This is a genomic window from Candidatus Protochlamydia sp. R18 (genome assembly GCF_000648255.1).
Classification (GTDB): domain Bacteria; phylum Chlamydiota; class Chlamydiia; order Chlamydiales; family Parachlamydiaceae; genus Protochlamydia; species Protochlamydia amoebophila.
In genome coordinates, this window is the sequence record NZ_BASL01000697.1 from 1 (window position 1) to 12,703 (window position 12,703).

The following is a 12,703-nucleotide window of genomic DNA, read 5'->3' on the forward strand; positions in this document are numbered from 1 at the left end:
ATAATTCTAAAATTTTGCTAAATTTATTAAACTTATTAGAGCAAAATAAACATGATAAATGAAGAAAAGCAGACTTTAACCTGAACTTTGGGTTTAGGTGTTTAGGCTTAAACAAGCTGTATAAAATTTGAATGACAAAGACCTCAACATGATTTAAAAGCATTGTTTACCACAACCATACTTAATCATGAGAGGTCAAAATGGATGTAACTGAACTCTATTGTACAATTGATGATTTCTGGAAATCTTTTAAGCAAGAATGGGAAAAACACCTTATAAAATCTGGAAACAAAAATCGCTTTCGCTTCTCTTTGGACTTGATCAATCTGTTTATTAATATCAATTTTCTTGCCAGTGTACTGTTCTACCTCATGCTTTAGGTCGCAACATGTACCCAATGATTTTGTTTGTCTCACCCTTGTCTATGCACTTCTTGATCTTCCCAAAAACTTTCTCTACCTTAATGCAAAAGTTAATTGCGTTTAGATCAAAATTAACACCAGCCATAAGAGCAGGAGGGGTTAGTGTTGCAGTCGTGAAAGCAATTGTTGTAAGACATGCAACCATAGTGTTGTTGAAACGAGACTAAAGTATATTAGCCATAACGTCCTTTGTTTTGTTTTTTTTGTGTACTTGATGTTATAGTAATCAAGCTCATTAAAGATTGTTTTCCATGCAAGGAAAGAAAATAAAAATGTAACAACAAAGATAACTAGATAAACTAAGGCTCTATCCCATTCAGTGAATACGATATTCATTAAAATCCCTCATTGTTAGCATGTTTTTTTGTTAGCTCTTGCGTTCTAGACGTACGTCTCAAAAAATGGATGTCATCTTAGAGTGTACTCTAACCTGATGTCAAGGATAAATCAAAAACACGTCAGAATAAAGTTACTTCCTTAATTAACACATTACAAAAAGGTTATAGACTCAAAACCGACACTTTAAGGAGATTTTATGACTGGACAACGTATTTGGGTACGTACTAGTTAGCACATACGATCAAAACCCTGACAGGCAATTGGATAATATTCAGGTCACAAGAATATTTGTAGATAAAGCTTCAGGCAAGGATGTTAAACGTCCACAATTTGAAGCCTTGATGAGCTTTGTACGCGCTGGAGACAATGTGCTCGTCCATAGCATGGATAGATTGGCTCGTAATCTCGATGATTTGCGTTCAATTGTCCAGACGTTAACTCAACGCGGCGTGTGCATTGAATTTGTAAAAGAAAGCCTAAAATTTTCAGGTGAAGATTCTCCTATGGCCATCCTTATGCTGTCAGTCATGGGAGCATTTGCCGAGTTTGAACGTTCTTTAATTCGTGAGCGTCAACGCGAGGGGATTGCTCTAGCCAAGCAGCGTGGTGCCTATTGCGGGCGCAAGCGATCTTTATCGGATGCTGATATTCGCTCATTACGACAACGCATTCAAAATGGTGAAAAGAAAGCAAAAGTTGCCAGAGAATTTGGCATTAGCCTTGAAACCCTTTATCAATATCTTCGTTCGGTATAAATATGTCTCGACGCACAATCCTATCCTACCCTTCCATACAAAGGTTATAAACAGTGAAGTTCGTGATGCAACCTATGTGCTTGACGGTCTGCTATATCACGAATCTGATATAAGAATTGAGGAACACTACATAGATACATCCGGTTTATAGATCATGTTTTTGCGCTTATGCATCTTCTTGAATTTCGCTTCGCGCCTCGCATTCGTGATTTAGCGGATAAACAATTATTTGTTACAAGTAGTAAAAAGGAATATCCCTCAATTAATACCATGATTGATGATGTAATCAATGTAAAGCACATCCGATCTCATTGAAATGAAATTCTACGTTTGGCTGCTTCCATTAAACAAGGAACGGGTACAGCTTCTTTAATATTGCGTAAGCTTGGAAGTTATCCACGTCAGAATGGGTCAGTCATGGCATTGATAGAGCTTGGGCGGATCGAACGCACTCTCTGGTTACAGAAATGTTGAATTGCGTCATCGTGTCAATACAGAACTGAATAAAGGAGAAGCCAAAAACATATTAGCAAGAGCTGTTTTTTCAATTGCCTTGGCAAAATGCGCGAGCGTAGTTTTGAAAATCAGCGCTATCGTACCTCTGGTTTTAATTTTGTGATAGCTGCAATCGTTTTATGGAATACAGTGTATTTAGAGCGAGCAAACCGGCATATGAAAGATAGTGGGCAGCAGGTGGATGAAAGTTTGCTTAAGCATTTATCCCCTCGCTTGGTTAGGAGCACATAAATTTGACAGAAGATTATGTTTGGCAACAGAACAAGGTAATGGGAACGGACGAATTCAGACCGTTGCAGGGAAAGTAACATCCTTAACGTGTTTTATCATCCGAATTCTGAGCTGAACCCTTTTAAAGGATTTAGAAATGCAGCCTTTTTAGAGATTGTCGAGAGTGATGCAGAAGGAACTTACAGAGCCGTTTATACCGTGAAATTTAACCTATATCAATTTAATAAATTCAAAGTTAATAAATTGATTCATTAAAACTTCTTTTATAAAGTTAAATTATTATCATTATTTAAATGAAAGATTCTCAGATAAAATTTTGGTTTATACAATTAACAATGATATGCTGAGCACTTGTCACAATTAAACTGAATATTTTTGCTTTTTAAAACATCTGGAACAGTAGCAATAGGATCAGTACGAACTTTTTCCCTCACTAGTTTTGCATAATATGGATCCCAATATTTTCTTGAATAAGCTCACCTTTAAATTTGCAAAGATTTCTCATCATTAGAGCTGCTTCGTAAGTCACCTTTTTCTAAAGCAAAGAGTAGAACAAATTCGTCTAGTTGGTGGCTTTCCACAACCCCGCCTACAAACTTGAAAATGAACGTACTTGTAAAATAAATCCCATTATCAGGGTTTTAAAAAAAATATCAACGAACTTGATATTAAGGATTGAAACGTTTTAAACATTTTCTAAAAAAATTAACTAGGGGAAATCATTCATTTAAAAACTGCCATAATGAACCCAAAAATGGCCATTTTTATTGATAAAATAAAATTTGAACAAGTTTACATACATTTTTTCTGGAAATAAATGCTCAGGTTTGGAATAAAACAAGACTCGATCCCTAAGGATAGGGATCTACCATCAGTAGTTTTATCAAATTGAGAAGTTTAGATTCATGAAAAAATTCAATACCTATTATCATTCTTATCTATTTAAATGCTGGCTAGTTGCCTTAGCTTATCAGTCAGGAATTTCCTCTTCTCTAGCGGCTTCCGATGAAAAATATGATGAATTTGCCAAATCTTCATCTGCCTATGTCAACCCAAGCTTGAACCAAGGAACAGGAAACATTAAAATTGTCAAAAAGAAATCTTTTCAAAATGACAGTTTAAAAAATATTGTGGGGGTAACTTCTAACACTAAAACAGCAGTTGGACAAGTTTCATCCCTTCACGTTTCTTCTTCTGACGAGTTAATTGATGATCTAAGTCATTTCTTAGCTAATGATGACAAACTTCTTGCACAACTAACAGATGGCGAGCAATCTTCTTCCCTTTTAAATTTAAATACCCCTTTTGATTCCAATCATATTCCCCTTCCGGTTTTGACTCCTTCTCAATATCCTAAAGAATCTCCTATTTCTCAACCTTCTACTTCTCAAATCGATTTAGCGCCTTCTGCTTCACAACCCTCTCAATCTATTATCGATCGCCCTCAAGGGTCCGTTGACTTACCAGATATCACCCAACCACCAGCCAATCCTCAAAAAATCAACGAGAATAATCCGTCTATTCTTACTTCGCCTAGATCTGCAAACTCATCTTCTGCCAAGACCTCAATCAATCTTGAAACAACTCCGCAAACAGACATCCCTTCAAATGGGCAAAGTTTAAAAGAGATCTCGATTAATTTTAACAACGTTTCAATGATTGAATACATTCGATTCATCAGTCGAATCTCCAACAAAAATTTTATTTTTGATGATGAAGATTTACAATTTAATGTCACAATTGTTTCTGAAGAACCAACCTCTGTTGAAAACCTTATGGCAGCTCTTTTACAAGAGCTCAGAATTCGTGATCTACTATTGATTGAACAAGGAAATAATTTAATTATCCATCGCAATTCTCGCGTACGTGCTCCCTCACGAATTGTCTTTAGCGGAACAGAACCCACAACATTTGAAACAGAAATCGTCACTCGTGTATTTCGTTTAAATACCTTAGATCCGCTCAAAGCCAGCGAAATTATTAGACCTCTTCTTTCAGAGGATGCTTTAATAGAGGTCTTACGCGACTCCAATAATCTAATTATCACAGATTTAGTTACTAATGTTAATAAAATTGCTCAACTAATTTCTACCCTCGATGCTCCTAACAGTGGAGTGATAGTTGGACAATATGTGGTTCGAAATGCTTTTGTCGCTTCGCTTGCCGATTTGGCAACTAAAATTCTACAGCCAATTGCGCAAGGAAATCCTTTTGTTTTAGTTCCTCATTCCTCAACCAATAGTATTTTTATCGTTTCTAATCCCTTCATTGTAGACAAAACTCTAGCTATTCTTGAAAATTTAGATATTAATGAAGGTAGAACTAAAATCCTTGATCTCGAAAAATTGCGTATACAGCAAGAAGTAGCTACTCGATTGAGATATCCACCAGAAACTCACCCAGGGGCTCCAGATAGCTCAGCCGTTCCGGAAGAACAAGGAGATACAAGTGGAGTGGGAACAGGTGGAATATCTCCAAAAGGGACCCCTTTAAGAGCAGGTGACACGTCTGGAACATTAAATATTCCGGGAGCCCCTCTAAACCCTAATTTTTTACCAGGTAATGAAGGAAGGTTAGGAATTTTTAAGGAAAATCAAGAATTTCTTCCCGGTGGAATCTCCCCTAATTCACGTTGGGCTCAAGACCTTCCTGCTGGACACATTGAAAGAACTCTATTTTTCATTTACAAACTTCGCTACCGTAAAGGGGAACAAATCGTCATGGCTCTTCGAAGAATCGGAGAAAGCTTGCAGATGACAGGATTAGCAAATCTAGATTTGATTGCTTCCATTAACAGTAGCCAATGGATCGAATCTTCTAATTCGCTTATTTTTACTGGAACCGTTCCTGCTTTAGAACGAATTAAAGAGCTTATTTTAGAAATTGATATTCCTCTACGTCAAGTTTTTATCGAGATGCTTATTCTTGATACAACTATTACAGATTCTTTAACGTATGGAGTGGACTGGGGATCACGTTTTGGAGGGGGTAACACGGCAGGTGGTCAGAATTTCCTTGGAACAGGATCTGGGCTTGTGGGTTCTTTAACGAATGCTATCACAAATAATCCTATTGTAGATACCGTTCTAAGTGGAGACGGCTATACAGCCGGTATTATTGGCCGTCATTTAACCCATGGTGGATTGCATTTCAGTACGATTGGAGCTTTGGTTAAAGCCATTCATTCGGATACAAAAATTAATATTATCATGAACCCAAAAATCGTAACGGAAGATAACAATACCGCCGAAGTTTTTGTGGGTTCGACAGACCGTTATAAAACACAGTCAATTGCTAACGACATTGGATCTGTTATTACCAATAATTTCCAATTTATTGATGTGGGTACCACTTTGCGAGTTACTCCATTAATTGGGAATAACGGAATTATCACTCTTGACATCATTCAAGAAGTAACCAATGACGGGGGTAACGCTAATCCTAGTGTCGGAAATAATCCCTCTGTAGTGGACGTTAACTTAGTTCCTGTTTTGTCAAAAAGTCGTACAGTTACTAAAGTCCATGTCCCAGACGGATTCTTTGTCATTTTGAGCGGTATGATTCAGAGCACCGAGTCTAGATCTGTAAATAGAATCCCCTGTTTAGGAGGGCTTCCTTTAATAGGAGGAATTTCTAAACAAAAATCAAATCGCGACAGCAAACGTAATCTCATGATTTTTATTCGTCCTCTTATCGTTGATACAGAAGAAGACCTCGAGAGTGTTACCAAACGTCAACAAGATGTTTGTATTGAAAAATCTAAATTTAAAAGATCGTGGAATTATGAACTTGATGAAGCAATGGATTTCTTAAACCTTAAATTGACAGATCCAGATGAAACTGGTCGCACGGTTCGATGATAAAAAAGATTTGTAAATATGCCATCCATCTCGCATTAACAGCTCAATTGGTCTTAACATCAAGTTGCCAAATGACAAATTGTGAGATGGATCCTATCATTGTTTACACACCGCCATCTCATCAACTTACAGATCTACCATCACCTTTTCAACGTCTTTCACATGAGGAAGAAAAAAGCGAATGGGGTAAGGAGCTAATCATTGGAGAGGTATTTGCCAAAGAATGGGATTTATATCGAGCTATTACAGCCTACAAAAGAGCTTTAATTCTTATCCCAGAAGAGTTAGTCGAACGAAAGCTGCAGCTTCATTATGATCTATTACTTTGTTATTATCTAGGTCATAAATATCAAGAAGTTGTGAACATTTTTGAGTCAACCGATCTCCTTCAAGTAAATTACTTATTTCCCGCCTTCAACAATCTTCTTCTTATTCTTTACGAAAGCTACCAGCAATTAAACCAAGAGGAAAAAGCAGAATGTATTCATAAAATGATTCAAAAATGTTCAAACGAAACAGCTAAAGATCTGACTCTATTTTCTCTTTTGAAAAAAAAACAAATTGACGAAGCTCAATCACTCATTCAACAACATCGAGACTTTAAAAGTATACAATCTAGTTTAAACACGTATTCTACATACGCCAAATCGCCCAAACGAGCCCGTTTTTTAAACGCTGTTTTACCAGGAGCTGGCTACTACTATGTAGGCCAAAAAAAATCAGCTTTAACCTCTTTTATGATTAATGCATTATTTACTTACGCTGCTTATCAATTTTTTCAAAGAGGTTATCCGGCTGCGGGTATCATTACAGCTAGTATGGAGATGGGGTGGTACTATGGAGGGATCAATGGAGCTGGTCAAGAAGCTCAGGAATTTAATAATCGTCTTTATGAAGGGGTCTGTAAAAAAATTTTGATTGACCATCAATTATTTCCAGTTCTTATGTTTCAAACGAGTTTTTAGCGTGAAAAAATATTGTTTTAAATATTTTATGTATAGTTTCATTTTTATTGCCCCTTTGTTGAGCGATCCTTGGGGGAAAGATGCGGATTTAATTTCTCCTCATTTTGATGCTTGTCCTTCTTCTTCCCCTTCTCTTTTAGCAAAATTAGGCATGCAAGCCATTCGCTTTCACCAAGAAGTGATCTCACCAGCTGACGGGCCAAGAAGCCATTTTATTCCCAGTAGTTCTCAATATACATTAAATGCAATGCGTAAATACGGTTTTTTTCGAGGTTATACGATGGGGTGTGATCGCTTAATGAGAGAAAATGACGACCCGTGGATTTACCGAACAATTCTCGATCCCAATGGTAAAACAATCAAATGGGATCCGGTTCCTTAAAATTTTATAAAAGTATATTTTTTTCATGAATTGGGAAATATTGCAAAGTTCATTCAGCACGATCTTCCGATAGGTATTTATAGCCTAGAAAAAATGATATTGATTATTAATTGGTAAGTCAAGAAGCCCTTATAAAGCACTTTTAAATTTTCCCAAGCCTCTTATTACGGTGAGCCTCTATTTAGAAGCTCTTACTAGAGAAATCCAAGAAGAAACAAACATTAAAAGCAAAAATTATTCTTTTTTTGGTAACTTTTTTCCTTGTGCTTTATCAAGTCTCTGAAGGTAGGTGGTTTAAAAGAACTCTATCACATAGCCCTGACTTATCGAGTTAATGACGCTGATTTTGAGAATTTTAATTCATCAATTATCAATGAAAATGTTAACAAAAGCCTTTGAATCAGCTGGCAATCCCCTATACTAAGAAAATTACTCCCTTCTTTTAAAAAACCTAGTAGAATTTAATTTCAGTAAAAAAATTTTACCGAAACTTTAACGCGCTTCCCCTGGCTATTAAAAAAACTCATACAATATAAATGGATTAGTTGGCTACTGGTGAAATAACTGAAGAAGGATCTATGACTTGAGAATCAGAAATAGCTTCGGGCATAGGCATCGCAGTAATAGGAGGGACAATTTCTGAAATATTTGCTGTATCGATGGATAAAAGTTCATGTGCTCGTATAAAAGCTTTTTGAACAGATAATTGAGGATGTTTTTCGTCAAAAATAAATAAATTGCTTTTTCCGACAATATCAATGATACCTGAATCACTCAAAACATCCCAAATTTGGTGGGTTAATCCACAGCCAATAAGGTGCCTTCCTGAAGATTTCAAATAATGATGAAGTTGTTGCAATGCTAAACAAGTTGTCGCATCAATATCGCGCGCATTTTTGAGCTGTAAAATGAGGACTCTTGTTGTTGTATCATCTTCTGTAATTGACTTTAATGCGGCCTGAAATAAATCTGCTGAGCCAAAAAACAGCTCCCCTTCAACCTTAATAAAACGAATACTTCGAGGTTCTTGTAAGTGATGGTGATCGATTGTATGCAAGACTCCTTCATTATCTACTGTAAACTCGACAAGCTGAGGAATCGCTGCTTTTTTTAAGTAAAGCGAAATAGACATGATAACACCTATGTAAAAAGCAATATCTAGTCTAAAAAAGATGCAAGACAATATTGTTAAAATCAAAACAAAAGCATCTGATCGCGTCGCTTTCAAACAGACAAATAATTGTTTTAAATTCACGATATTACTAGCTGATGCAACCAGAAGAGCTGCAAAAGCAGCAACAGGAATGTGTCTAATGAGAAAACCAAAAGCAAATAAAATTAAAGCAACAGTTAGAGAGCTTACTATTGCTGCTAAACGTGTTTTAGCACCATTTTCAAAATTTAATGAACTCCTAGCCGCACTTCCTGATACAGGCATCGCTCCAATAAAAGCACCAAAAAAGTTTCCTAAGCCCACTCCAAAAATTTCTTGATTTGTAGAGAGATGCTGACCCGACTTTACGGCGATGGACTTAGAAGCTGTTGTTGCTTCCATGACACTTAAAAGAGCAATAGCAAAAGCGACAGGAAGTAAGTTATTCATAATTCCTGTATTAAAATAAGGCAAACCCCAATTGGGAATTAATCCCTCACCGTTTGTCTCTCCAACAAGGGCGATAGGTTCCATTATTTTTCCAATATATTCCCAATTGAAAAATTGATATTCATTAACAATAAAATAATTGTAAATATAACCAAAAAAATAAGCAACAAGAGCTACTATAGCTAAAACAATGGCACCAGAAGGAAGCTTTCGATCAATTCTTCTTAATATGAGCAACAAACTCAAACACGTAACACCAATTAAAGCTGTCGGCCAATTGATCGTTGTCAAATGCGTTAAAATATAAACACTCATTTCATAGAGAGAAGAAAGATGACGAGGGACAGGCATACCAAGTAAGGGAAAAATTTGGTTAATCACCAGGGCAAGAGCAACTCCAGAGATATAGCCAATAATCACCGTATGACTGACAAAGTGCGTCAACCTTCCCAATTTAAAAAATGCAGCTAAAATTTGAATTGCTCCTACTAACAACATAAGTTGAGATAAAATTTGCAAAATGAGCTGCTCTTTTTCAGGACCAGAAATATCTCGATAATGGGTAAATAAAATTTCTGAAATACATGCTTGAATTAGAATAGCGATTGCATTGCTAGGACCAACAATTAAATGGCGAGAAGAACAGAAAATAGCTACCACCATAGCAGAAAAAACAGAAGCCAAGATACCACACGAAACTGGTAAACCAGCTACAAGAGCGTAAGCCATTACTTGAGGAACTGTCAGCATAGAAACAGATAAGCCCGACAGTAAATCTAAGCGAAATGCACTCCAAGAATATTTTTCAAAATCTTTCTTGAAAGCAGTCAGAGATACTTCGTCATGATGAGAGTGTGACATAATTAAATAGGTAATTTTTTATGAAAATAACTTTATTCTAATCTATTAAAAAATTTAAATTTTTCTTAACGCTGTCTAGGCTTTTTGAAAAAAATATAATATAAAAATAAATGCTCTTTATTAAATAATAAACAAATTTAACTTTTAATTATAAAACCTATCAGGATTGTTTTGAAACAATTATTTAAAATATATATATTTTTAATCGCTTTTTATTTAATATCTTTCTGTAGTAATGCTTTTTCGAAGCCCAAAATTCAAGTCAGACCACTTATCAAAAAGATTAGAGCTAAAAATATTAAACTATTTGATTCAGAACTTTTCATTCTAAATTGTTCGTCAATTGTAATCAACCGAGGATCATCATGACCCATTTACCCAAACTCGCCATTGTTGGGCGACCAAATGTGGGAAAATCAGCACTATTTAATCGAATCTGCAAACAAAAAATTGCAATCGTGGATGAAGCGGAAGGAATAACTCGGGATCGATTGTATGCAGAAGGCGAACTATTTGGACTTCATTTTCAAGTAATCGATACAGGCGGTATTAATGCTCGTTCAAAAGAAGTTTTTAATGAAGAAATCAAACGTCAAGCTGAAATCGCGATTGAAGAAGCAGATACGATTGTTCAAGTTGTCGATGCTCATGTCGGTTTAACAGAATTAGATAAAGAAGTTGCGAGAGTTTTGCTAAGAACAAAAAAGCCTGTTTGTTTGGCCGTCAATAAAATTGACAATTTATCGCAAACGTCTTTAATGCATCAATTTCATTCTTTAGGAATCAAGCAAATGGTTCCCGTTTCAGCAGCGCAAGGCTGGCAAATCGCAGAACTATTGGAAACAGCTTTTGAAAAAATTTCGCGTGAAATTGAATCTCAAGAAACTTTTTCTTCCATTAAAGTGGCGATTGTGGGAAGAGCTAATGTAGGAAAATCTTCCCTGGTTAACTACTTATTAGATGAAGACCGTTGCATTGTTAGTCCTATACCTGGAACAACTCGTGATAGTGTAGATATTTCATTTACCCATAAAGATGAATGCTACACTCTTATTGACACAGCGGGAATAAGACGAAAACGAGCTGAACATGAAGTTGTCGATAAATTTGCTGCAATTCGCACCGAAAGAGCTATTGAAAGGGCTGATTTATGCGTTTTGATGCTAGATGTTCAAGAAGGAATTACAGCGCAGGATAAGAAAATAGCGAATACGATCGAAGAAGCTGGACAAGGCTGTATCATCTTGCTTAATAAATGGGACCTTATTCAGGGTTTCCGTATGGAACATTGCCTGCAAAACTTGGAGGAAGAAGTTCCTTTTCTTCGTCATTGTCCCAAGATTTTCACCTCTGCTAAAACGGGGCGGAATATTGATAAATTGTTTCCTTTAATTCAAGAAGTTTATGCAAATTCGCAAAAAAGAATCACAACACATCAATTGAATAAATTCATCGGAGAAGCACTCCAAAAAAATCATCCTCCTATGATTCAAGGTAAGCGTTTACGCATTTATTATATGGCACAGGTTGCCGTTAAACCCCCCAAATTTATTTTATTCGTTAATTATCCGAATTTGATGACCGATACTTATAAAAAGTATCTTTATAATCAATTTAGGGAAGCTTATGCCTTTACTGGCGTCCCTATCCTTATTCATTTGAAAGGAAAAACAAAAAGAGACAAACCAGTTTCTTCATTGTCTCTGGCTCAAAAACAAACAAAATCAACAGATCAGGAAAATAATGAATATGATGAATTGTATCAGGAACAGAGGGTAAATGATGAAGACTATTATTTTGAAAATGAAGAAGATTTAACAGAAAAATAAGAGGAAACTAAGATGGAAGCTCCGCTTCATTTAAACTTAAATCTTTCGTCCGGTCATTTACCTTCTCAGATAAATACCATTAAAGAAATAGATCGTAAAATAGAAAACACTTTGATTAGAGCTTTTAAAAGCCCTACTTTTTATGCATTTGTTTGTTTGGGAACATTAACGGGACTGTCTTTTTCTACTTTGATTAGAATCACCATCTTATCACCCAAATTACTAAAAACAACTTTATTAGCTTTATCTCTTGCTTTTATTTTTTTACTAAAAAATAACAATCATAAAATTTGGTTTGAGTTTTCTCTTTTATGTATTAGGCTAGAAGCTGCTTTTGTTAAAGTTATGTCTAAACTACTTCCCTTTTCTACGAAAAGAAATTGGTATGATGAAATCCAATTTTCTCACAATTCTACCATGAACCATAAATTACTTTTAGGAGCTATTCCTTTAGCGACGATGTCTCACCATCGAGAACTTCAAAACCTTTTATCTGATCGTTCATTTTCTGTTTTAAGTGTTTTAAAAACATTTGAAAACAGTGAAAATGGATGTATAGGATCTCCTGTTTTCCCAACTGACTGGGCTCATTTAAGTATTCCACATAAGCAAATTGAAATTTTTGATTTACATCCCATTCCTATCAATGAATTAAACGAAGGGGTTAACTTCATTCATGAGCAATTGCAGCAAAGACATGTGTATGTTCATTGCAAAGTTGGTAGAAGCCGTAGTGCGATGATGATTATTGGATATATCATGAAATATTGCCAGCATGAGCTAGTTCTACAAGAAGGCACGAATTTAGTTCAACAAGCAATCAATTTTGTAAGAAAAAGTCGCCCTCAAATTTACATTAATTCTGTTCAAAAACAAGCTTTAAACAATTATGCTGTTACCCTGATGTCAAATTCTGTAACGCTGTAATTGAAATTTAATA

Annotated in this window: 6 protein-coding genes and 5 pseudogenes; 10 read left to right on the forward strand and 1 reads right to left on the reverse strand. The window is 35.7% G+C overall.

Annotated features, from left to right (window positions below; genetic code table 11):
• Window positions 1-200: 200 nt before the first annotated feature.
• From TY19_RS26825 to yidD, 8 genes and pseudogenes are all read left to right on the forward strand, one after another.
• A pseudogene (locus tag TY19_RS26825) lies at window positions 201-299 on the forward strand (IS982 family transposase); the annotation flags it as partial.
• A 658-nt stretch (window positions 300-957) separates the two neighbouring features.
• Window positions 958-1,516 (forward strand): annotated as a pseudogene (locus TY19_RS05925) (recombinase family protein).
• Window positions 1,517-1,541: 25 nt separating this feature from the next.
• A pseudogene (locus TY19_RS26830) lies at window positions 1,542-1,739 on the forward strand (Tn3 family transposase); the annotation flags it as partial.
• Window positions 1,718-2,263 (forward strand): annotated as a pseudogene (locus tag TY19_RS12835) (Tn3 family transposase). The pseudogenes TY19_RS26830 and TY19_RS12835, both read left to right, overlap by 22 nt.
• A 123-nt stretch (window positions 2,264-2,386) precedes the next feature.
• Window positions 2,387-2,470, forward strand: a pseudogene (locus TY19_RS26835) (type II toxin-antitoxin system RelE/ParE family toxin); the annotation flags it as partial.
• Window positions 2,471-3,168: 698 nt separating this feature from the next.
• Window positions 3,169-6,123: a hypothetical protein gene (locus TY19_RS05935; protein WP_052354812.1), complete on the forward strand. Its 2,955-nt coding sequence runs from the start codon at window positions 3,169-3,171 to the stop codon at window positions 6,121-6,123.
• Entirely contained in the window at window positions 6,120-7,088 is a 969-nt protein-coding gene (locus TY19_RS05940) for a hypothetical protein (RefSeq protein ID WP_052354813.1), read from the forward strand. The genes TY19_RS05935 and TY19_RS05940 overlap by 4 nt, the downstream gene beginning before the upstream one ends.
• A gap of 28 nt (window positions 7,089-7,116) precedes the next feature.
• Window positions 7,117-7,470, forward strand: a complete 354-nt coding sequence (gene yidD, locus TY19_RS05945) for a membrane protein insertion efficiency factor YidD (RefSeq protein ID WP_052354814.1) — start codon at window positions 7,117-7,119, stop codon at window positions 7,468-7,470.
• A 541-nt stretch (window positions 7,471-8,011) separates the two neighbouring features.
• Here the strand turns inward: yidD and TY19_RS05950 are convergent.
• Complete coding sequence (locus TY19_RS05950; protein WP_042280938.1) at window positions 8,012-9,934, reverse strand: SulP family inorganic anion transporter; 1,923 nt, start codon at window positions 9,932-9,934, stop codon at window positions 8,012-8,014.
• Between the two features lie 365 nt (window positions 9,935-10,299).
• Here TY19_RS05950 and der point away from each other — a divergent pair, with 365 nt between their 5' ends.
• Entirely contained in the window at window positions 10,300-11,763 is a 1,464-nt protein-coding gene (gene der / locus TY19_RS05955) for a ribosome biogenesis GTPase Der (protein WP_042280940.1), read from the forward strand.
• A 12-nt stretch (window positions 11,764-11,775) separates the two neighbouring features.
• Window positions 11,776-12,690, forward strand: coding sequence for a dual specificity protein phosphatase family protein (locus TY19_RS05960; RefSeq protein ID WP_042280941.1), 915 nt, complete (start codon window positions 11,776-11,778; stop codon window positions 12,688-12,690).
• Window positions 12,691-12,703: the final 13 nt, after the last annotated feature.